Source organism: Marinomonas sp. G8-14 (assembly GCF_055808935.1).
On sequence record NZ_CM147891.1, the window covers coordinates 3905526 to 3927406 of the forward strand.

Annotated in this window: 21 protein-coding genes and 2 pseudogenes; 21 read left to right on the forward strand and 2 right to left on the reverse strand. The window is 45.2% G+C overall.

Annotation, left to right across the window (positions count from 1 at the left end; translation table 11 throughout):
• Positions 1 to 120: 120 nt before the first annotated feature.
• On the reverse strand, positions 121 to 1011 hold the full coding sequence (locus tag AC0L6V_RS19945) for a LysR substrate-binding domain-containing protein (protein WP_265220084.1): 891 nt from the start codon (positions 1009 to 1011) through the stop codon (positions 121 to 123).
• 103 nt (positions 1012 to 1114) lie between these two features.
• Here AC0L6V_RS19945 and AC0L6V_RS19950 point away from each other — a divergent pair, with 103 nt between their 5' ends.
• The 11 genes and pseudogenes from AC0L6V_RS19950 (at position 1115) to AC0L6V_RS20000 (ending at position 13105) form a co-directional block, all read left to right on the forward strand.
• The gene (locus AC0L6V_RS19950; protein ID WP_265220085.1) at positions 1115 to 2326 is read left to right on the forward strand and encodes a Gfo/Idh/MocA family protein; all 1212 of its coding nucleotides are present in this window, start codon (positions 1115 to 1117) and stop codon (positions 2324 to 2326) included.
• Positions 2327 to 2585: 259 nt separating this feature from the next.
• Complete coding sequence (locus AC0L6V_RS19955; RefSeq protein ID WP_418138544.1) at positions 2586 to 3152, forward strand: hypothetical protein; 567 nt, start codon at positions 2586 to 2588, stop codon at positions 3150 to 3152.
• Positions 3145 to 3600, forward strand: a complete 456-nt coding sequence (locus AC0L6V_RS19960; protein ID WP_418138545.1) for a hypothetical protein — start codon at positions 3145 to 3147, stop codon at positions 3598 to 3600. The genes AC0L6V_RS19955 and AC0L6V_RS19960 overlap by 8 nt, the downstream gene beginning before the upstream one ends.
• 69 nt (positions 3601 to 3669) lie before the next feature.
• Positions 3670 to 4107, forward strand: coding sequence for a tripartite tricarboxylate transporter TctB family protein (locus AC0L6V_RS19965; RefSeq protein WP_265220087.1), 438 nt, complete (start codon positions 3670 to 3672; stop codon positions 4105 to 4107).
• 18 nt (positions 4108 to 4125) lie between these two features.
• Positions 4126 to 5628, forward strand: a complete 1503-nt coding sequence (locus AC0L6V_RS19970; protein WP_409418975.1) for a tripartite tricarboxylate transporter permease — start codon at positions 4126 to 4128, stop codon at positions 5626 to 5628.
• Positions 5625 to 7196 (forward strand): galactarate dehydratase, encoded by a 1572-nt coding sequence (garD, locus tag AC0L6V_RS19975; RefSeq protein WP_265220088.1) that lies wholly within the window; start codon positions 5625 to 5627, stop codon positions 7194 to 7196. The genes AC0L6V_RS19970 and garD overlap by 4 nt, the downstream gene beginning before the upstream one ends.
• A gap of 128 nt (positions 7197 to 7324) precedes the next feature.
• The gene (locus AC0L6V_RS19980; protein WP_265220089.1) at positions 7325 to 8236 is read left to right on the forward strand and encodes a 5-dehydro-4-deoxyglucarate dehydratase; all 912 of its coding nucleotides are present in this window, start codon (positions 7325 to 7327) and stop codon (positions 8234 to 8236) included.
• 68 nt (positions 8237 to 8304) lie between these two features.
• The gene (locus AC0L6V_RS19985; protein WP_409418976.1) at positions 8305 to 9630 is read left to right on the forward strand and encodes an enolase C-terminal domain-like protein; all 1326 of its coding nucleotides are present in this window, start codon (positions 8305 to 8307) and stop codon (positions 9628 to 9630) included.
• A gap of 68 nt (positions 9631 to 9698) precedes the next feature.
• Positions 9699 to 10445 (forward strand): FadR/GntR family transcriptional regulator, encoded by a 747-nt coding sequence (locus AC0L6V_RS19990; protein ID WP_265220091.1) that lies wholly within the window; start codon positions 9699 to 9701, stop codon positions 10443 to 10445.
• Positions 10446 to 10502: 57 nt separating this feature from the next.
• Positions 10503 to 12090, forward strand: a pseudogene (locus AC0L6V_RS19995) (aldehyde dehydrogenase (NADP(+))).
• A gap of 76 nt (positions 12091 to 12166) precedes the next feature.
• Entirely contained in the window at positions 12167 to 13105 is a 939-nt protein-coding gene (locus AC0L6V_RS20000; RefSeq protein WP_265220092.1) for an AEC family transporter, read from the forward strand.
• Between the two features lie 100 nt (positions 13106 to 13205).
• Here the strand turns inward: AC0L6V_RS20000 and AC0L6V_RS20005 are convergent, their stop codons facing one another.
• Entirely contained in the window at positions 13206 to 14051 is an 846-nt protein-coding gene (locus tag AC0L6V_RS20005) for a 2OG-Fe(II) oxygenase family protein (RefSeq protein ID WP_265220093.1), read from the reverse strand.
• 566 nt (positions 14052 to 14617) lie between these two features.
• Between AC0L6V_RS20005 and AC0L6V_RS20010 the strand changes: the two genes are divergently transcribed.
• The 10 genes and pseudogenes from AC0L6V_RS20010 to proC all read left to right on the forward strand — a co-directional run bounded on the left by AC0L6V_RS20010 (position 14618) and on the right by proC (position 21775).
• Positions 14618 to 15190, forward strand: coding sequence for a YqgE/AlgH family protein (locus AC0L6V_RS20010; protein ID WP_265220094.1), 573 nt, complete (start codon positions 14618 to 14620; stop codon positions 15188 to 15190).
• A complete protein-coding gene (gene ruvX / locus AC0L6V_RS20015) occupies positions 15190 to 15648 on the forward strand; it encodes a Holliday junction resolvase RuvX (protein WP_265220095.1) in 459 nt (152 codons plus the stop codon). The genes AC0L6V_RS20010 and ruvX overlap by 1 nt, the downstream gene beginning before the upstream one ends.
• A gap of 75 nt (positions 15649 to 15723) precedes the next feature.
• Positions 15724 to 16221, forward strand: coding sequence for a bifunctional pyr operon transcriptional regulator/uracil phosphoribosyltransferase PyrR (gene pyrR / locus AC0L6V_RS20020; protein WP_265220096.1), 498 nt, complete (start codon positions 15724 to 15726; stop codon positions 16219 to 16221).
• A 242-nt stretch (positions 16222 to 16463) separates the two neighbouring features.
• Positions 16464 to 17467, forward strand: a pseudogene (locus tag AC0L6V_RS20025) (aspartate carbamoyltransferase catalytic subunit).
• A gap of 1 nt (position 17468) precedes the next feature.
• Complete coding sequence (locus tag AC0L6V_RS20030) at positions 17469 to 18056, forward strand: amidohydrolase family protein (RefSeq protein ID WP_321160367.1); 588 nt, start codon at positions 17469 to 17471, stop codon at positions 18054 to 18056.
• A complete protein-coding gene (locus tag AC0L6V_RS20035; RefSeq protein WP_321160368.1) occupies positions 18056 to 18745 on the forward strand; it encodes an amidohydrolase family protein in 690 nt (229 codons plus the stop codon). Before AC0L6V_RS20030 ends, AC0L6V_RS20035 begins: the two co-directional genes overlap by 1 nt.
• Before the next feature lie 116 nt (positions 18746 to 18861).
• Entirely contained in the window at positions 18862 to 19218 is a 357-nt protein-coding gene (locus AC0L6V_RS20040; RefSeq protein WP_265220098.1) for a hypothetical protein, read from the forward strand.
• Entirely contained in the window at positions 19193 to 19969 is a 777-nt protein-coding gene (locus AC0L6V_RS20045; RefSeq protein ID WP_418138546.1) for a GGDEF domain-containing protein, read from the forward strand. The genes AC0L6V_RS20040 and AC0L6V_RS20045 overlap by 26 nt, the downstream gene beginning before the upstream one ends.
• Before the next feature lie 156 nt (positions 19970 to 20125).
• The gene (locus tag AC0L6V_RS20050; RefSeq protein ID WP_321160369.1) at positions 20126 to 20854 is read left to right on the forward strand and encodes a YggS family pyridoxal phosphate-dependent enzyme; all 729 of its coding nucleotides are present in this window, start codon (positions 20126 to 20128) and stop codon (positions 20852 to 20854) included.
• Between the two features lie 93 nt (positions 20855 to 20947).
• Positions 20948 to 21775 carry a pyrroline-5-carboxylate reductase gene (gene proC, locus AC0L6V_RS20055; protein WP_265220100.1) on the forward strand — a complete coding sequence of 276 codons (828 nt, stop codon included), beginning with the start codon at positions 20948 to 20950 and terminating at the stop codon, positions 21773 to 21775.
• The last annotated feature ends 106 nt before the right edge of the window (positions 21776 to 21881 follow it).

The following is a 21881-nucleotide window of genomic DNA, read 5'->3' on the forward strand; positions in this document are numbered from 1 at the left end:
TTAATAAATCTTTCTGAACGGTGATTTTCCGTTGGGCCAGTGCTTGCACTGGCTTTTTTTTGTCTTTTTTTGCGTGGATTTGGGTCTGAGTGTTTTTTTTCAGAAATGTGTTGGGCTAGATTAGCTCGGCACTTGCGCTTGAAGATGAGTGATTAATCTTTCCATCAAGGGCGTTAGGCTGTTTTTACGCCATACAAAGTGGATATCGAGTTCTGGTAAAACGCCATCAATCGGGCGGTAGGTTAAGCCTTCTCGTTGATCGAATTGGGTGGATTCAGGCACAAGTGCCACACCGACACCAGCGGCGACTAGCGTACGAGTGGTTTGGGTCAGTCGAGCAATTTGTACAATGTTGGGTTCTACTCCGGCTGCATGAAGAGAGTGCATAATTTGATCGTATAACGATGGGTGAGCTTGTCGAACAAAGGAGATAAACGGCAACTGGTGTAAGTCACTCAGTGGCACACTGTCTTTTTGCGCGAGAGGGTGGTTATCAGGCAAAGCGAGAAGGTGTTTTTGTGTTTCATAGTCTTGGTGTTCTAGGTCGGTGATGTCCATCAAGGGGTTGAGGAAGATCATCGCCAAATCGATTTTTTCTGTTCTTAGCGCATCCAAGGCATGGGTCGTGGTCATTTCTTCTAGATTCAAAGTGACGCCATGATTGTCTTGTTTGAACTGAGCAATGCCTTTGGAAAAATGCGGTGTGCCAGCCGCCCAAACAAACCCAAGCGATAGGTTACCAGCTGTGCCGTTGGCAACACTGCGAACTTGTTCTTGTATCTTTTCCCAGTTCTGCAACAGTGCTCTTGCTTGAGGTAGCAAAGCTTCTCCTGCAGGCGTCAGAGAGACTTTTTGGCTGCTGCGCTCAAACAGTACGGCGCCGAGTTCATCTTCAATGGCTTTGATTTGTTGCGACAGCGGTGGCTGGGCAATATGCAATCGAGCCGCAGCGCGTCCAAAATGCAGCTCTTCCGCCACGGTAATAAAATAATTCAGTTTTCTAAAGCGCATGATATCTTTTTCATATTAAGCATGTGATTAACATATATTAGACATAATGATGTGCTTTTCCTATCTTAGCCTTACAAAATAATTCTAAGTTAGGTGAGACCCCATGAGCAGAGAAAAAATCGACGGACAGCTATTCAGTTACACTGGCCCAGCTTTTCATTACATCAACGAAGAAGAACGTCACTTCTTCGCCAAAGAGCCAGCGCAGTTTCGTGTGAACCTGATTGGTTGCGGCATGATTGGTATGGAACACATGCGTGTGGCGACTCGCGTTGGTCGTTCTGCTATTCATGGTGTGTTCGATCTAAACGAGCGCAGCGTCAAAGTAGCCAAAGAAGAGTTCGCTAAAATCACTGATGAAGATTTCAAAGTCTACGACAGCCTAGAAGCAGCCTGTAATGACCCAGAAGTTGACGGTATTTTAATTTGTACGCCTAATTTTACTCACCTTGATGTTCTAAAAGTAGCGATCAAATCGGGCAAACACATCTTCATGGAAAAGCCGATGGCGACCAAGTTAGAAGATGCCTACGAAATCACCAAAATGGCGAAAGAATACGGCGCTGTTTTGCAGATCGGTTTGCAGTACCGTTATAAATCTATCTATTCCGAAGCCATTCACGAAGTACTAGAGCGCAAAGCTGTGGGTGAAGTGAAGATGATCAACATCATGGAACACCGTATTCCCTTCCTTGATAAAGTAAACCAGTGGAACAAGTTCTCTAAATTCTCTGGTGGTACGCTGGTGGAAAAATGCTGCCACTACTTTGATTTAATGAATTTGTTCGCACAGTCTCGTCCTGTTCGTGTTTATGCCAATGGTTCCCAGTCTACCAACTTCCGTGACTTTGAATTCAAAGGCGAAAAATCCGACATTCTTGATAGCGCGTTTGTTACCGTAGAATATGAAAATGGCGTTCGCGCAGGTTTCAACCTTTGCATGTTTGCCCCTATGTTCCATGAAGAGCTATTGGTGTGCGGTGATGAAGGTCGTGTGAAAGCGGCTGAGATCGAAGACTTCAGTGAAAACGCACGTTTGCGTACCGAAATGGAAGTTTTCTGTGGTCAGAATCGTCCGTCTAAAACATCACAGCCAAGCTACCCTAAATTGATCGAAGCGTCTGGTCATAACGGTGCGACGTGGTTTGAACACATTGCTTTTGCTGATCAAATGGCTGGCAAAAAAACCAACAGCGCGACAGTCGAAGAAGGCTTCTGGTCTGTTGTAGTTGGGTGTGCCGCGGAGGAATCGGTAAAAACAGGCAAGATTATCGATGTGGCTGAACTGCTTAAATCAAAAGGGATTGAGCTGTAATAAATGACATAAGGCCAAAACTAGAGCCTCAAGTTTGTTTAGCAAACTTGAGCTTTTTTTTGCTTTGTGCCAAATGAAACTAAATACTGGATGTTTACAGGAGGACAAAAAAATCCAATTCTGAGTTGAAATGTTAGTTGTATGATGTATGATGTTTTTTAGCTCCTTTATGGGGTCATAAAAATACGTCCTAACTACAAAAACAACGATAGGAATACGGTTATGAAAAAATTGTTTCAGAGGCTCTAGCCTTGTATTGATGGCAGCTTGTGCCTTAGCTCCTGCAGTAACCTATGCTGCTGAGAACCCAATTCGAGGCAATATTCGTGTGGTGATTGGCTCTACATCCACGGGTGGTGATACTTATCAGGCAGCGGCTATTATTACTGAAGCGTTAGCCAAGAAAATCGATACAAACATTAAGGTCGATGCGGTTGGTTTTTCAGCTGGTTATCAGGCGCTTGAGCGAGTGCCAAGCGGCAATACCTTGATGATTTTTCATGACCAAGCCTATCTTGGTTATTTATATGGACAAAAAGGTTACGAAGATCCGTTTGAAAAGTGGAATATTGGACCGTCTTTTGCCATCAATCCAGGCAACGGTTATTTAGTGTCAAAAAACTCACCCTACAAAAATATGGATGAGATCTTAAACGCAGCGGGCAATGGCAAAACAGTTCGTGTTGCTATTCAGCCTGGTGGTGTGTCCGAAATTGGTTATACCGCGATGAAAAATGCTGTTCGTTTGGCATACCCAGGTCAAGAAGACAATCTAGTGGCATTGAATACGGGCTTCTCAGTCAGACAAAAACCAAGCGTTGTTTGATGGTTTGGCTGATGTTATCAATGGTAGTGTACAAGCTAACGAGCAATATACACGCTTGCCAGCGGATGATCAGAAGGCAATGAACTTTGTCTGGTTAACGGCAAAAGCGTCGACGATTGGTCAAGCCAATCCTAATGGCATGGGGGAAACTTCTCGTGATCAGTTAATGCAATATGCGTCAGGTCTTGGGGTGAATATTCCCATGGATGCCGATAATGACTTTACTTTCGATAAGGAGTTTTTCTTCTTATATAACAAACGTATGTCGCCTGAAGCTATCAAGTTTTTAGATAATGCCTTGGCTGAAGTGTTTGCCGATGGTGAAGTGCAAGAAACCCTCAAAAAGTCTTTTTTCATCCCAAACTTCCGAACTTCTGCTGAAGCTCAGCAGCACTTAAAAGCGAAAAGTGACAGCTACGCGAAGATTATTAATAGTTTGCACAAATAATCTTCTTAGATTGGCGTCGTAGGTATTGCGTGCCTGCGACGCCATGGTATCTCGCGTGTGAGGGTCAATATGTTTGATTGGTTTATATCGTTGAATTCGGTGACGATCGATTTTGATACGTCTCATCAGTTCTTTCCTCGAATTATCATTACGCTGTTGCTGGTGTTAGGGAGCTTGATTCTTCTTGCTAACATTCGTCCTGTCTGGCGAGCAATGCGTTCTGGCCGTTATCAGTTTTTTGTGCGTAACGCGGATTTCTTCCGCTTGTTGGTAACCCTAGTGCTGATTCCTGTGTATTTCTGGTCGATGGATGCGATAGGTGAAGTGCTGCCCAATATGGGATTGGGCTTTTTGCTGGCGTCGATTCCTTTTGTGTTTCTGATGTCGATGCTTTATTGCCATGAAAGAACTCGCCGGAATGTCACCATCATTACTGCCAATGCTGTGATTGCGCCTACTGTCGTATGGGGCGTGCTTTACCATCTTTTCCTTGTGTCTATGCCTTAGCTATCAGGAGTAAATGTTATGGAGTTTTTAGAATTACTCTCGCCGGCTTTTTTCTTGCTAGCCGCCGCTGGGGCAATTATTGGTATTGTTTTTGGGGCTATCCCTGGAATGACTGCAACAATGGCGGTCGCAGTTTGTTTACCGCTGACCTATACATTGGGTTTGCAAGAAGGCTTAGCTTTATTATTGGGTCTATATGTGGGGGGGATTTCAGGTGGTTTGGTGCCTGCCATATTGCTCAATATCCCAGGAACCCCTTCGTCTATCACGACGACCTTTGATGGCTACCCAATGGCGCAGCGAGGAGAAGCTGAACGCGCCTTAAAAATATGCATTGTGGCGTCTTTGGTTGGCGGTGTTTTTAGTGCCTTGGTGTTGTTTTTCTTTGCGCCAGTGTTGGCGGATTTTGCCATTAAGTTTTCTTATGTTGAAAAATTCTTAATGATTTTCTTTGCTCTGACGGTGATTGCTTCTTTATCGAAGAATATTGTCATGGGGGTGTTTAGTGGTTTATTGGGGGTCTTGCTCAGTTTAATTGGCTCCTACGATGTGTCAGATGGTGGTAATGGTGAGTATCGATTGATGCTGCCGTTTATGGAGCCTTACCTTGCCTTCGGATTTTCCTTGTTGCCTGTCCTGATCGGCTTGTTTGGAATATCGACCATCATAGAAGAAGCAGAAAAGGGGGCAAAAGAGTCGTCCCAGGAAGATAAAGTGAACTTAACAAAAGGTAAGCCATTTCGCTTCTCTGTTTTCAAAGGGCAAGTGGGTAATTTATTGCGCTCCTCTTCGATTGGTACCTTTATTGGGATGTTGCCGGGAATAGGGGGCAGTGCGGCATCGATTTTGGCCTATACCCAACAAAAAAACCTTTCCAAACAGCCTCACAAAATGGGCACCGGTGAGCCTGAAGGGTTGGTGGCGTCTGAGTCTGCCAATAACGGTTTGACAGGTGGCGCTTTAATACCGCTATTGTCTCTAGGGATTCCGGGAGACAGTACCACGGCTGTATTGATCGGTGCGTTTACTTTGCAAGGTTTGCAAGTCGGTCCATTGTTTATCGGGGAAAACATCGAGACATGGTATTCCATGATAACGGCCTTGATGTTTGCCAATGTGGTGATGTTTGTGGTGATGTTTTATGCCATTCGCTACATCGCTAAGGTGGTGTTGATCCCTAAGTTTATCCTTTATCCCATTATAGTCATGATGTGTACCGTCGGAGCGTATGCCATTAATTACGGCATTATGTTCGATGTCTGGACCTTGTTTATTTTTGGTGTGGCGGGTTGGATTTTTACCAAGATTGGCATTGAAGTGGCACCGTTGGTGATTGGTTTTATTTTGGGTGGCAGTGCGGAAGTGTACTTTGTGAAGAGTTTAGAGTCCTACGGAGAATACACCGTGTTGTTTACTAAAAGCCCGATTGCCATGGTGCTTTGGGGATTGATTGTCTTGTCTATTGTTGTCTCATTCATGATACATAAAAAAAGCAAGCAGCATTCAGGGGAGAGTAAATGAGTTCATCCTATGTGTTAATCAAAATTCATGATAATGACAATGTTGCGATCATCTTGAATCACGGCGGCGCGCCAGCGGATGCTAAGCTAGATAATGGTTTGGTGCTAAAAGAGGCGGTACCACAAGGTCATAAAGTGTCTTTGCAGCCAATAAAAGCAGGTGAGAAGATCATTCGTTATAACGAAGTGATTGGTTATGCGGATAAAGATCTGGATGCTGGATGTTGGGTCTCTGAGCAAGTGGTGCGGATGCCGACGCCGCCAAATCTTGACGAGTTACCACTGGCGACCCGAGAAAAACCTAAATTTGAACCATTAGAGGGTTATACCTTTGAAGGTTATAAAAATGCTGATGGTTCTGCTGGTACAAAAAACCTTTTGGGTATCAGTACCAGTGTGCAGTGTGTTGCCGGTATCACAGACTATGTAGTTAAGCTGATCAAGCAGACTTTGTTGCCAAAATACCCGAACGTGGATGGTGTGGTGGCACTGAATCATTCCTATGGTTGTGGTGTGGCGATTAACGCACCGAGCGCGATCGTGCCAATACGAACTTTGCAAAATATGGCGAAGAACCCCAATTTTGGTGGTGAAATCATGGTGATTGGTTTGGGTTGTGAAAAACTACAACCTCATCGATTGTTAGAGATCGATGATTCGCAAGCGGTCAATATTTTGCCTAATTCGGCAACGGCGAAACGACTTGAAGACAGCGTGGTGAGTTTGCAAGACGAATCACATCACGGCTTTCAAGATATGGTTGACCATATTATGGTGATGGCCGAAGAACATCTTAAACGCTTAAATTTACGCCGTCGTGAGCCTTGTCCTATTTCTGAACTGGTTGTTGGTATGCAATGTGGTGGCAGTGATGCGTTTTCTGGCATTACTGCAAACCCTGCTGTGGGTTATGCCTCGGATCTGATTGTGCGTGCAGGTGGATCGGTGATGTTTTCAGAAGTCACTGAAGTGCGCGATGCGATTCATTTGTTAACACCAAGAGCTGAAACCGTCGAAGTAGGCAAAGCCTTGCTGCGCGAAATGCAGTGGTACGACGATTATTTAAATCAGGGGCAAGCGGACCGTAGTGCGAACACGACCCCAGGCAATAAAAAAGGCGGGTTGAATAACATTGTAGAGAAGTCATTGGGGTCGATCACCAAGTCTGGTAATAGCCCAATCGTGGATGTGTTAAGTCCAGGGGAGCGCATTCGCAAGCGCGGTTTGAACTTCGCCGCGACCCCTGCCAGTGACTTTATATGCGGTACGCTTCAGTTTGCCTCTGGTATGAATGTGCAAGTTTTTACTACAGGGCGAGGTACGCCTTACGGTTTAGAAGTGGCACCTGTGATTAAAGTGTCGACCAATAGTTCATTAGGAAACCGCTGGCATGATTTAATCGACATGGATGCTGGACGTATGGCAACCAAGGAAATCACGTTAGAAGAAGCGGGTTGGGAGTTGTTCCATCTGATATTAGATGTGGCAAGCGGACGCAAACAGGTGGCAGCAGATCGACTGGGGCTACATAACGACCTAGTGTTGTTTAACCCAGCCCCAGTGACCTGAGTCCAGAGAATGATAAACGTAAATTGGGCTTGTTATTCGTCTGTTTAGTTGTATGATGTATTACATGTTGTGTAGAAAATCTTCCGAACAAGGAAGGTGTTATTAATATAATAAAGAGGAAAAAAAGCATGGCTTTTTCGGTTGAGCAAATGAGATCGGCATTGAGTGATGGACTGTTGTCCTTTCCTGTAACGGATTTTGATGCAAATGGTAAATTTAATGCAGAGACATTCCGTCAGCGTCTTGAGTCTTTTATTGAACATGGTGTTTCTTCTATTTTTGTTGCTGGTGGAACGGGTGAATTTTTCTCCTTAGACGAAGATGATTATCGTCAGATCGTCGAATTATCGGTTGCGACCGTAAAAGGCCGTGTTCCGGTTATTGCCTCGGCGGGTCGCAGTGTTTCTGATGCGAAGAAATTTGTGGCGATTGCCGATGAAGCTGGCTGTGACGGCATTCTTTTGATGCCTCCTTTCCTAACAGAATGTCCTGAAGACGGTATTGTTGAATACGCTAGCCAAATCATGGCCTCTAGTAAGACACATTTTATTTATTACAACCGTGGAAATGGCATTTTGACTGCTGAAAATGTAAAAGCGTTGGCGGTTGCAAATCCAAACATGGTGGCGTTAAAAGACGGCGTTGGTAATATTGCAGCATTGAACGACACAATTAAAACTGTCGGCGATCGTTTGGTGTACATTGGTGGCGTGCCAACGGCGGAAATTTTCGCTGAAGCCTATTTGTCGATAGGCGTGAATACCTACTCTTCTGCTGTATTTAACTTTATGCCGGAAATGGCTAACAAGTTCTACAAAGCATTACGTGCCGGCGATCAAGCGGTTGTCACGGCGATTATCAAAGATTTCTTTATTCCATTCTGTCGTTTGCGCGATCGTAAAAAAGGCTACGCAGTGAGCTTAATTAAAGCTGGCGCTACCTTGATGGGGCACAGTGCTGGTGATGTTCGTGCTCCACTAACGATGCCAACGCCAAGTGAAGTGGCTGAGTTAGACGCTATTATCAAGAAAAATTCTTAATATCGTAGAGAAGGCTGGGCTGGACTGTCCAACCTTCTTGTTCTTTTTACAACGCTGAGATTCGCATTATGTTTACAACAATAAAAAAGATGCAGGTGATACCTGTGGCTGGATACGATAGTTTTTTATTAAATTTAAGCGGTGGACATGCGCCTTGGTTTATTCGCACCGTTGTCGTATTGGAAGATAATGACGGCAATATCGGCTTAGGTGAAGTGCCGGCGACGGATAAAATTATTTCTACACTTGAAGAGTGCCGCGTGCTGGTTGAAGGCAAAAACGTTGGAAAATGGAAAAGTATTGTCAGTGATGTGCGGCAAGCTACATCTGGCAAATCGGATGATGTGCGTGGTAATCAAACATTTGATCTAAGAACAGCGGTTCATGTTATTACCGCGATTGAATCTGCATTATTAGATTTAGCCGGTCAGAATATGGGCTTGCCTGTGGTTGATTTGCTTGGTCAATATGGAAAACAGCGGGATGAAGTCGAAGCATTAGGTTATTTGTTCTTTCTTGGGGACCGCACCAAAACAAATTTGCCTTACCCAACCTATGATAACCCAGTAGATGAGTGGGATCGGGTTCGCGGTCTGGAAGCCGTCACTCCTGAATCCATTGCGACATTAGCGAAAGCGGCTTATGCCCGTTACGGCTTCAAAGATTTCAAATTAAAAGGTGGCGTGTTGGATGGTCATCAAGAGGCGGAGTGTATTGCTGCTTTATACGAGGCTTTTCCTGATGCGCGTTTAACGCTGGATCCAAATGGCGCGTGGACGCTGGATCAAGCGGTTGAATACCTTACGCCAGTGAAGCACATGCTGAGTTACGCAGAAGATCCTTGCGGCCAAGAAGGAGCGTGGTCTGGCCGTGAAACCATGTCCGAATTCAAACGCAGAACCGGCCTAAAAACCGCGACAAATATGATTGCGACGGATTGGAAACAGCTGAAAAACGCCGTGCGTCTTGATTCGGTTGATATTCCGCTCGCCGACTGTCATTTCTGGACCATGCAAGGCGCGGTTGCTGTGGGCGAGCTTTGCAATGAGTGGGGAATGACATGGGGCTCTCACAGCAATAACCATTTTGATATTTCGTTAGCGATGATGACGCATGTTGCCGCCGCGTGTCCAGGAGAGGTTACAGCGATAGATACTCATTGGATATGGCAAGATGGGCAACGAGTAACCAAAGCACCCTTAAAAATTCGTGGCGGTAAAATTACAGTGCCAACGAAACCGGGTTTAGGTATTGAACTGGATCGTGAAAAACTAATGGAAGCCCATGCACTGTATAAAACGCTCACCTTAGGTCAGCGTGATGACAGTTTGGCAATGCAGTTTCTTATTCCCGGTTGGACGTTTGATCCTAAGAAACCAGCGCTTGTTAGATAAGTAGCGCTGGGGTAATGTTCAGGGTTTTAGAATATACGGCGCAATCAGATATGGATAGGGTGAAAACAGTGGCAAAATCACTACAAATAGAACGAGTAGGCAAAGGCGATAGCTTGGCAAGCAATGTTGCAAAACAGCTTGAAAAGCAGATTTCGGCTGGGCACATTTCTGTGGGAGATAAATTGCCGACAGAAAATGCGTTATGCGATCTATTTGGCGTGAGTCGAACTGTTATTCGAGAAGCCATCACCCAGTTGAAATCGTTAGGCTTGGTGGAGACAAAACGTGGCGTGGGGACGAGTGTTATTCGTGCTCAATCAAGCGAAACCTTGTTTGCTTATCGAATCGATCCTACGGCGATTGCCGATATTCTACATATCTTAGAAATGCGCTTGAGTGTGGAAACAACGGCTTGTGAATTGGCGGCATTGCGTCGTTCAGACGAAGACGTTGCCATACTTGAGAAGCACTTCAATGAGTTTGACGAGGCATTAAGCCAGGGCGAATTGGCGAGAAAAGAAGATTATGCTTTCCATTTAGCGATTTGCACTGCTACTCGTAACCCTTTCCTTAAACAGTTTTATGAGCAGTTTAATAAGAACGTTATCCCCAGAGCAAAATTAATAAACACAAACTTGAAGCAGGTCGCTACAGACGAATATTTGCGCCGCATTCGATCAGAGCATCTTGAAATACTCAATTGTATCAAAAACCAAGATGCAGAAGGCGCAAAACAGGCCATGCATAATCACTTATATCGTGCCTACCATCTGTATGAACGCTACCAGAGCGATAATAAGTTTGATCTAGAATAACGTAATAAAAGTGAGTTTGGCTCACTTTTATTTTTCGATAAAACTGAGGGGGGAAACATGGATACGAAAGGGCTTCTTAAAGGCACTTTATTGGTAGCCGGTAACGATATTACTGGGACTCAACAAGCTATTCACGCAATCAATCCTGCCACCAACGAAATGCTAGAACCCGCTTATCATGGCGGTACAAAAGCCGATGTCGATCAAGCGGCTAGCGCTGCTTGGCAAGCTTTTGATATGTATCGAGCCATCAGTACAGAAAAACGTGCAGCTTTTCTTGAATGTATTGCCGATGAGATTTTAGCGCTCGGTGATGTGCTATTAGAGCGTGCTATGGCGGAGTCTGGTTTGCCCAAAGCGCGTATAGAAGGTGAACGTGGTCGTACTATGGGGCAGTTACGTTTGTTCGCAGGCGTGGTTCGTTTGGGCAAAGCAACCGATGCGCGTATTGATCCTGCTATGCCAGATCGCGCGCCATTGCCTCGTGCAGACTTACGTTTTCAAAAAGTCGCCCTTGGCCCAGTAGCGGTGTTTGGCGCGAGTAACTTTCCATTAGCCTTCTCTGTTGCGGGTGGGGATACAGCGTCGGCCTTAGCGGCAGGTTGCCCTGTTGTTGTAAAAGCACATTCTGCTCATCCTGGTACGTCTGAGCTGGTGGGGCGTGCGATTACTGCTGCGGTGAAAAAATGCGCTCTTCCTGCTGGCGTATTTTCTCTCTTGTATGGCTCTGGTCGTGAAATCGGTAGTGCTCTGGTGGCACATCCTTCGATTAAAGCCGTTGGTTTTACAGGATCTCGTAGTGGTGGCGTAGCGCTGATGAACATCGCCGCAAATCGTCCTGAAGCCCATTCCTGTTTATGCCGAAATGAGCAGTATTAACCCTGTCTTTATCATGCCGAATAAATTGGCGAATGATGCTCCAACGGTCGCAAAAGGTTTTGTTGGTTCTCTTACCATGGGCGCAGGTCAATTCTGTACAAACCCAGGCATGGTTGTGCTGTTGAAAGGTGAAGCGGCGGATCGCTTTAAAGCGACGGTTGCTAGCGAAGTACAAGCATTGGGTACGCAAACCATGCTAACACCAGGTATTTACCAAGCGTATTGTGAAGGTATTGAGAAGTTGAGCAACAACTCAGCCGCGGCACTTTTGGCGAAAGGCAATGACAGTGATCAACCAAACCAGTGTTGCCCACATGTGTTTGCTACTAGTGCACAAGCGTTCTTAGCGGATGCCTCAATGGAAGATGAAGTGTTTGGTTCAATGTCTTTGATCATCGAATGCGATACCTTGGATGAATACAAAGTAGTCGCTGAGCATTTAGAAGGTCAATTGACCGCGACGGTACAAATGTCTGATGCAGATGTGGACGCTGTTCGAGTCTTGCTACCAACCCTAGAACGTAAAGTCGGTCGCATTCTATGCAACGGCTATCCAACTGGCGTAGAAGTGTGCCATTCCATGGTACATGGCGGTCCTTTCCCTGCGACATCCGATAGTCGCTCAACGTCTGTTGGTAGCGCTGCTATTGATCGCTTCTTGCGACCAGTGTGTTATCAAGATTTTCCTAGCTCATTGATTCCAGACGCCATTCAAGATCAAAATCCCCTAAACATTCCTCAATTGGTGAATGGGAAATTGGTATAAATAAGTCTTTTCAATTGATAAAAAACACTCTATTGGCCAAACTGGCTTGTAGAGTGTTTGTTTTAGGGAGTTCAATTTGCTAGAAACACAAAGCGTGATTTTGGATGTGGCTGCGCCAGTTCTATTAATGATTGCGATGGGCGCTTTGCTGCGACGAATTCAGCTGATCAATGATGGTTTTATTTTGGTGAGTTCGCGTTTCGTTTTTCAAGTCTCGATGCCCGCTTTGTTCTTCTTCGGCATGATGGGTAATAATTTAAGTGGCTTGATAAGTCTTAATTTGGCGGCCTATTTTTTGGCTGCGATAGGACTTACTTTTTTACTGTCTTGGTGGTTAGCGGTCAAGCTTAATGTACCAGAACGGCAGCGTGGAGTGTTTGTTCAGATTGCTTTTCGAGGCAATTGTGGGATTTTCAGTGTTGCGCTAGTGGTCAATATGTTTGGTCAGGAAGGCGTGGCGCTGGGTGGCGTGATGTCTGGCTTGAGTGTGTTGCTGTTTAATATTTTGGCCGAAGTGATATTAACACGTTATAGCCACGGTCAATTGCGTTTGGTTCCAGTGCTGAAAAGCCTTCTGAAGAACCCGCTTATTGTCAGCATAGTGCTTGGTGTCGGGGCCAATATGATAGGACTGACGTTGCCTGCTTTTGTGATGAAAACCGGCTCTTTAATTGGTGGTTTGTCTTTGCCCTTGGCATTGGTTTGTATTGGGGGATCATTAGCGACCAGTGGATTTACCTTGCCAAAACACTTTTCCATGGCGATGTTATGTAAAGTCCTATTGAGTCCTCTTGTGTTTACGGCGATTGGGTATGGATTGGGCTTTAGTCAAAAAGAATTGTTGTTTTTGTTTATCTTTTTAGCGGCTCCTACGGCGGCCTCCGCCTATGTAACGGCGGTGGCGAAAGGCGATGATGGTAAATCAACGGCAAACGCGATTGCCAGTACGACGTTGGTGTCCTCTGTGGTGATTGTGGTGGGTATTCCTTTGATTATTTGGGTAACGGGCAGCTAGCTAAATGTCACAATAAAAAAACGCGCTACACATGGAGACAGTGAAGCGCGTTTTTATGTAGGGCGTTTTCTTAGGCACGGTTATGACCGTGTTTTTTCTACTAGGCTGGCAATACGCCTAGCTCAACAAGGCGTTCATGCAAATAACTTTTTGCCGTGTGGCGTTCTGACAACACCACTTCCGGTTTAGGGTGAAGGAACAGCGGTAGAGAGATGCGCGACTTAGTTTTGTCTGCGCCTTCTGGGTTGATTACACGGTGGGAAGTGGATGGAAAATAACCACCGGATGCTTCTTGTAGCATGTCGCCAATATTGATGATAAGCGTGCCAAAATCACAAGGTACGTCCATCCAGGTGCCGTCTTTGGCTTTAACCTGTAAACCAGGCTCATTGGCGGAAGGCAGGATAGTGAGCAAATTGATGTCTTCATGGGCACCTGCGCGGATCGCCCCTAGCTCTTCATCGCCCTTGAGTGGTGGGTAGTGTAAGACGCGCAGCAAGGTTTGTTGGCTACCATCTACCATGCTGGAGAGCGATTGTGAATAATGTTTTGCTACGTCTGCTGGAGAGTGCTTTTCTACCCAAGCGAGCAACTCTTTTGCCAAAGCAGAGGCTTCGCCATAGTATTGTTCTAACAAGGGCTTTTGTTTTTCAGGGCACTGACCCCAAGGGTAGTAATGAAAGTACTCTTTAATGTCACGTTTGGTATGACCTTTGGCGGTTTCCGCTACCTTAGGTGAAAAATAACCATCTTGTGGACCGACGTTATAGCGGTAGTCGTATTTACTGTCATCCGCGAAGAATTCCTGCCAATCTTGGTAGATAGCGCTAACCAATTCTTTTTTGATGGGATGATTTTTTAGTACACCAAATCCTGTTTCGCGTAGGGACTTAACGAAATCTTCTTGTGCAGTGCTGCTGGTGTAATCAATGGCTTGTAGTTGCATGTTTTTTCCTGTTGCCAGTTATTGGCAGTCTTGTCTTCATCGAATAGTGCAAAAAAATTTTCATATGTTTTCAATCAGTCTCATGGGGCCGGATTCTGAAAACAATGGATTCTTTAGAGCAAGATACGTAAGACTAAGAGGACCAACCGCTGTGGAAAAAATAGCGTAAGTCGACGGTTTCTGCTTGATAATGTTCTAGCCATTGCGCCAGGCTCATCGTGCGAACGCAATCAAATGACTTGGTCTGAACCGAGCTTTGATGAGCGTTGTATGATGAAGTCATGGACATGTTAGCTATCTCAAATGTGAAAACATCGTTAGTTTACTGCTTGAAATGTGTGTTTTGAAGGGATTTAGTAATAATTTGTGTATTAGGGGTGGGTTAATTTTCATCTTCCTCTATACTGCATAAGTCGGTTGTGTAAATTTACCGTCTTCTTTTTGATCTTCTTTACAGCTCTACCGTCTATATCAGCCTTTTGGCATGTTGTTTTTTTAGCTCCAAGTACTTCTTAAGTGTAAATAATCAACGCGCTTACTGCGTTGTCATCAATTAAAGAGGCTTCATGACTATGAATGCATATTTCGATTCGTTTAAAAATCACTTTTTGATTTCTATGCCACATCTAGACGATCCCCACCTTGAACACACGGTTATTTATCTTTGTGAGCACACACCAGAAGGGGCCATGGGGATTGTAATTAATCGTCCCTCTAATATTTATTTCACCGAGTTAGCCGATCACCTCGGCATCCAAATTCACGGTTCGCGTTTAGCGGCTGCCCCTATTTATACTGGTGGGCCGGTGGAGGCAGAACGAGGTTTTATTTTACATACCACGGACAAATCCTGGGATAGAACCTTGCATGTCACTGAGGAAGTGTCGTTATCGGCTTCCCTAGAAGCACTTGAAGACATTGCTCAAGGTAATGGACCACACGCTTTCCGAATTACTCTGGGATGCGCTGGTTGGGATGCGGGGCAGCTTGAAACCGAGATTGCGAATAACGATTGGCTGGTATGTGAAGCGGATTTAGACGTATTATTTCATACACCAAGTGACATGCAGTTCACGGCCGCGACACGAGTGCTGGGAATTGATATGACAAGACTATCACCGGATATAGGACATGGTTAATGACGGCAACATCGTCTTTGAATGCTAACCAAAAACCCAATGCTGCCTGCGCAGTATTGGGTTTTGATTTTGGTACGACACGTATTGGCGTGGCTATTGGGCAAAGTATTACGGGGACGGCGCAGCCGCTCGATCCTCTTAAAGCAAAAGAAGGCATCCCGAATTGGGATGAAATCACGCGTATTGTGGAAGAATGGAAACCGGACGCTTTTGTGGTCGGTTTGCCACTGGATATGGATGGTTCAGAAAATGAGATGTGTCAACGGGCGCGTAAGTTTGCCAAACGACTGCATGGACGTTTCAACCTTCCTTACCATATGATGGACGAGCGACTGTCCTCTTATGAGGCAAAAGGGCAGGTTATTGCACGTGGTGGTAACCGTAACTTTAAAGAGAATTCTGTGGATGGTTTGGCGGCCCAAATGATTGTAGAAACTTGGTTTGCAGAATCTTTCTAGGGACTTTATCGCTAATAGAAGACAGAGATTACGTCCTGTTTTATGATGAATTTAACAACAAGGTATGAGGAAATAATGAAGTTAGATTTAGAGCGCTCGCTGGCGTCTATGAGGGAACAATTAGCGTCTTACTGCGAAAAGAAAAAGATTGAAGATGCCATTGTTGTAGGAATTCATACCGGTGGTGTTTGGGTGGCGGAGCATTTGATGTCTGCTGTGCCAACAAACGAGCCACTCGCCACCTTAGATATTACCTTTTACCGTGATGACTTTACCAAAGCGGGTTTAAACCCTAAGGTAAACCAAACCCTGTTACCAGCGATTGAAGATCGGCACGTTATTTTGGTTGATGATGTATTAATGTCTGGTCGAACGATCCGAGCCGCCATGAACGAAATATTTGATTTTGGCCGACCTGCCAGTATCACCTTAGCGATTCTTTATGATCTTGGGCAACATGAGTTACCGATTGCGGCGGACATTGTTGGTGAGCGGTTGACGCTTAATCCTGACCAAAGAGTTAAGCTGACTGGACCACAACCGCTTGGTTTTTCGGTGATTAATACCGATTAATTATACACAACAAGACTTTATTTTTTCGCGTACACATACGACAATTAACGCATGGATAAAATTGACTCTACAGTGGTGATAAGAACGATATCTTACCGAGGGAATGAGGTGAGACAGCTGTTTACTGTCATGAATGCCCGGTTGCAGTACGCCTGCACCGGGCATTTTCCTATCTAGACGTTTTATTTTTTAAGCAAAAAGAGAAAGACGATACCGTCTTTGCAGTTTGAGGAAAGCAAACCATGATGCGATCCGAACCTCGGGCATTACAGTTAAACGAACACGGGCAGCTTAAACATTTCTTAACGTTGGATGGCTTGGATAAAACCATTTTGACTGAGATTCTTGATCGGGCGGAATCTTTTCTTTCGATGGGAGAGCAATCGGTTAAAAAAGTCCCTTTGCTACGCGGCAAAACCGTGGTGAATTTATTCTTCGAAAATTCCACACGAACTCGCACAACTTTTGAATTGGCTGCGAAGCGTTTATCGGCTGACGTCATCAACCTTAATATCGAAACGTCCGCCACATCCAAAGGTGAATCCTTGCTGGATACCTTAAAAAATTTAGAAGCTATGCAAAGCGATATGTTTATTGTGCGCCATTCAGACAGTGGTGCGGCACATTTTATTGCCGAGCATTGTACGCCTAACGTGGCCATTATTAATGCAGGGGATGGACGTCACGCCCATCCAACGCAAGCCATGCTAGACATGTTGACTATTCGACGTCACAAGGGGGCTTTGAAGGCTTAAAAATCGCCATTGTGGGCGATATTTTGCACTCTCGTGTGGCGCGTTCGCAATTGCAGGCTCTGACGACATTGGGTGTCAGTGATGTACGTTTGGTCGGACCAAAGACTCTTGTGCCCAGTTTCTTTGCGGAAATGGGCGCTACGATTTGCCATGATTTAGAAGCGGGTCTAAAAGACGTAGATGTCGTGGTGATGTTGCGTCTGCAGAAAGAGCGCATGAAGGGTGGATTGTTGCCCAGTGAAAGTGAATTTTATCGTTTGTACGGCTTAACGGAAGAAACGCTCTCTTGGGCCAAGCCGGATGCTATCGTGATGCACCCAGGCCCAATTAACCGAGGCGTGGAAATTTCCTCTGAAGTTGCTGATGGCAAACATTCGGTTATTTTGAACCAAGTAACTAACGGCATTGCGGTGCGTATGGCGGTGATGTCTATGGCGATGAGTGGGCAGTTGCAAAGTGCCGAATCGTCAGCAGCGGGGGATGATAAATAGCATGAAATTACGTATTCAAAATGGTCGTGTGATCGATCCTAGTCAAGGTCTCGATGCCGTCACAGAATTGTTTATTGATAATCAAAAAATTGTCGCGATTGGCGAGGCGCCTGAAGAGTTTGATGATGCCGAAGTCGTAGATGCATCGGGCCATTGGATATTGCCTGGTTTAGTGGATCTGGCAGTGTCTCTACGTGAGCCTGGATTGACTCAAAAAGGTAACATTGCCACGGAAGGTCGTGCGGCGGTTGCCGGTGGTGTGACTACCTTAGTATGTGCACCAGATACTCGCCCTATTGTGGATACACCGGCGGTAGCGGCTTTGATCCAAGACAAGGCTGACGATGCAGGAATGGCAAACGTATTTCCTCTTGGCGCGTTAACACAGGGGTTAGAAGGTGCTCAACTTAGTAATATGGTGGCGCTGACTGATGCAGGTTGCGTGGCGCTATCGAACCATCGCCATCCTATGGCGAATACTAAGGTATTGGTTCGTGCGCTTGAGTATGCGGCAACGCATGATTTGTTGGTGGTATTTCATCCTGACGAGACCAGTCTTTCGGAAGGGGGTGTGCCCATGAAGGTTTAATGTCGACCATGCATGGCTTGCCAGGTATTCCAGAAGAAGCAGAAACCATTGCATTGATGCGCGACTTATTGCTAGTGCAAAAAACAGGGGTTCGTGCACACTTTGCTCGTTTGTCTTGTGCAAAATCGGTTGAAATGATTGCCGATGCTAAAGCATCAGGTTTGGATGTTACCGCAGACGTGGCAGTACACAATTTGTTGCTTACTGATCAGGTGTTGAATCGTTTTGACGGTCATTATCATGTATTGCCACCACTGCGTAGTGATGAAGATCGATTGACCTTGATCGAGGGTATCAAAGCGGGGGTTATTTCCGCCATTTGTTCTGATCATCAGCCACATGAAAAAATGGCCAAGATCGCACCATTTGCTGCAACTGAACCAGGTATGGCGAACGTAGAAATCTTGTTGCCTTTGGCGATGCAATTGATCGATGAAGGCGACTTAGACTTCTTGACGCTGTTAACTTGCCTAACTTCAGGGCCTGCAGCCTGTTTTGGTCTCGAGGCGGGTTCCTTATCCGTGGGCAGTTTCGCAGATTTTATTTTGTTTGATAGTACGGCGCGTTGGACATGGTCTTCTGAGAACCGCAAGACAAAAGGCCACAATTCTCCTTACCTCGGTGAGGAATTTGTCGGTCGGGTTATGGCGACTTATATCTCAGGCCAGCGTGTTTATCAGGTCGTTTGAGTCAATAAGTAAGGCTAAGTAGGGTTTTTCGCTTACTTGGCCTTACTATTCCTTTACTTTTAATATTAGGCCGTTAATCTAGTTTGTATTACGGATTATTTTGGCTTTAGTATTTTATGTCTATCGATTCTTCAAACTCATTATTCAAGGAACAACAGGCATTACTGTCGCGTGTGGTCTTTCTTGAAAAAGAGCGAGATTTTGTTAAAAAGCTATACGGTGACATGCCTCAGATGTTGCAGCTACTTGCAAAAGGAGCGCTTTTAAGTACTTTACTGAATTGTTCTAAACAGAAGTTGCAATCTCTATTGCCCAATGCATATTGCCTTTTTATTGTTTGTGACAAGGAGTGTTTGCAGTGGCGTATACAGTTCACAGACTCGATCAATGAAGGTCTGCCCAATCGTAATGGCCAGTTGATCAGCGTTCCTCAAGCCTTGGTGACTTTTGCCGCGAGCACCTTCGTGTCCTAAGCGCCATGATGTTGATATTCAAACCATGTCCAGCTGGAAACATTGGCAACCTTTTTTGCATGATCACGAATTTACCCATGTATCCATGGTCAGTGTGTCGGACGACCAAGGTTCTATATATCTCATGTTGGCGTTTCAGCGAGAAAGAAATCGCTTAGAAAATGAGCTGATGATGCTTGCACTCAATGCGTATGAAGCTTGGCTATGTGCTATTTTTGAACGTGAAAAAGCCGATCAATTGTTGCTAGAAGACAGTCATCGAGATCCTTCCACTGGATTATTACGTCGTTACAGTTTTGAAAACAGTTTTGGTATTGTACTAAAAGACTCTCGTCGCCACTTTCAGCGAGCGGCTTTGCTTTCAATTTTGTTGCACTCTAGTTCAAAAGTGAATGATGCTGATCTAAAAGTACTGGCCGACGTCATGAGAGATACTGTTCGGGATAATGATCTTATTGCCCATTACGATGAGCATGAGCTGGTGATGGGAATACGTATTCAACATTTAGAGGATGCAGAAGTGGTAGCGGCAAAATTATTAAAATCGCTCAGTGCTCCCGCATTTTCAAAAAATCGATTAATACGAAGTGGCTTGTCTATCGGTATTGCTTTCTACCCAGAGCATTCATCCTTGGAGTCGCTTTATCAGGCGGCTTCGTTTGCCGCGCACTCGCTGAAAAATGTCACCGGATATCGCCTCGAATTTCATGGAGAATGCTATGAGTCAAGTGCCGGTTTTTATACCTTGTAAAGCTCAATAAGTCGTCACGTCACTTTTATTTGTCCCTTAAAATAATGATATCATGCCTCCTATAAAGGGCTTTTAAGCTTGTTTAGTATATTTGGGCTGATAAATGCAGACAAAAAATGAGCCTATGGTGGGTGAATATAAGGAGCATAATGCGATATGTCGATGAAAATCGAAAGCCTTGAAGTGGCCGATATCAAAGCCAATTTAGCCCAGGTTACAGGGCAGATTGACCAGCTCGTTCAACAATGTCATAGAGCCGCAGGCTGCGTACGTTTATTGGCGGTCAGTAAGACTAAGCCCGTGTCAGCGTTGTGTGCGGCCTATGAAGCAGGGCAAAGAGCGTTCGGTGAAAACTATGTGCAGGAAGCGGTCGATAAATACCACGCTTTAGCGCATTTAACCGACATAGAGTGGCACTTTATTGGCCCTATTCAGTCTAACAAGTCACGCCTGATTGCGGAAACAATGCACTGGGTACATTCGCTTGATCGAGAGAAAATTGCGCGTCGTTTGAGTGAGCAGCGTTTAGAAGGATTACCGCCATTAAATGTCTGTATTCAAGTGAACATTAGTGGTGAAGAGAGCAAAGCGGGTATCGCCTTGTCGGAGTTGGGTTATATGGTGGCTTTGATAAAATCGTTGCCGAATTTACAACTTAGAGGCCTGATGGCTATCCCTGCACCACAGGAAAGCCATGCTGCGCAATGCACCGTTTACGCGCCACTGGTGAAGGCTTTTGTTGATTTATCGACATCCGATAGCATGATAGACACGCTGTCGATTGGCATGTCTGGCGACTTAGCAGCAGCGATTGAATCCGGCAGCACCATGGTGCGAGTCGGAACCGCTATTTTTGGCGAGCGTGATTACTCTGCGAAAGCGTGAGAGAGCCTCAGCGAAAGCGTGAGAGATAACGACAGCGTATTTTAAATAGGTAGACGAATGTCTGCTTAAATAACGAACAGAATAGGGTATAACATGACACCAAATATCGCCTTTATTGGCGTGGGTAATATGGCAAGATCGATTTTTAGTGGCATGCTTGCGAGTGGCTATCCAGCTAAAAACATTATCGGTACTTCTAGAACACCTGAAAAACGTGATTATTATCAGCAGCAGTACGGAATTACCATGCTGGCCGATAATGACTCAGCAGTGAGTCAAGCCGATGTGGTAGTGCTGTGCGTTAAACCGGCACAAATGCAAGACGTAATTGAAGCCTTCTCGGCCTCTGTACGAGAAGATCAGCTGTTCATTTCAGTTGCCGCGGGTGTTGAGCTTGACGCGATGGCCCATTGGTTAGGTAAGCCTGTTGCTTTGGTTCGCAGTATGCCAAACACACCCTCGCAGCTAGGCGTGGGGATGACAGGATTAATTGCTAATCAGTATACCAATGATGAGCAAAAAACATGGGTCAGTGAACTATTCTCTAGTATTGGCCATTCTGTTTGGGTAGACAATGAAGAGTATATGCACACAGTGACTAGCTTGTCTGGCAGTGCGCCAGCGTATTTTTTTCGTTTCCTTGAAGCCATGATTAAACATGCACAGCAACAAGGCATGGATGAAACTACCAGCCGTGAATTGGCCAGTCGAACTATGTTAGGCGCAGCCCGTATGGTAATCGAGCTGGATGAGCCTATTGCCCAATTGCGTAAGAACATCACCTCACCTAAGGGGACAACGGAACAGGCGTTGTTATCTTTGGAGGCATCCGATATTGATAAAATGGTAGCCGATGCAATGACGGCTTGTATCAACCGATCTAAAGAAATGGCGCAAAGCTTTTCTGTGAAAAAACCTTAATTAAGGACTATTGAACATGTACTCGGATCCATTTGTCATGCTAGTAAAGGTTGTTTGTAACCTTTATCTATTTATTGTGTTGTTACGTTTGGTGCTTCAACTGACT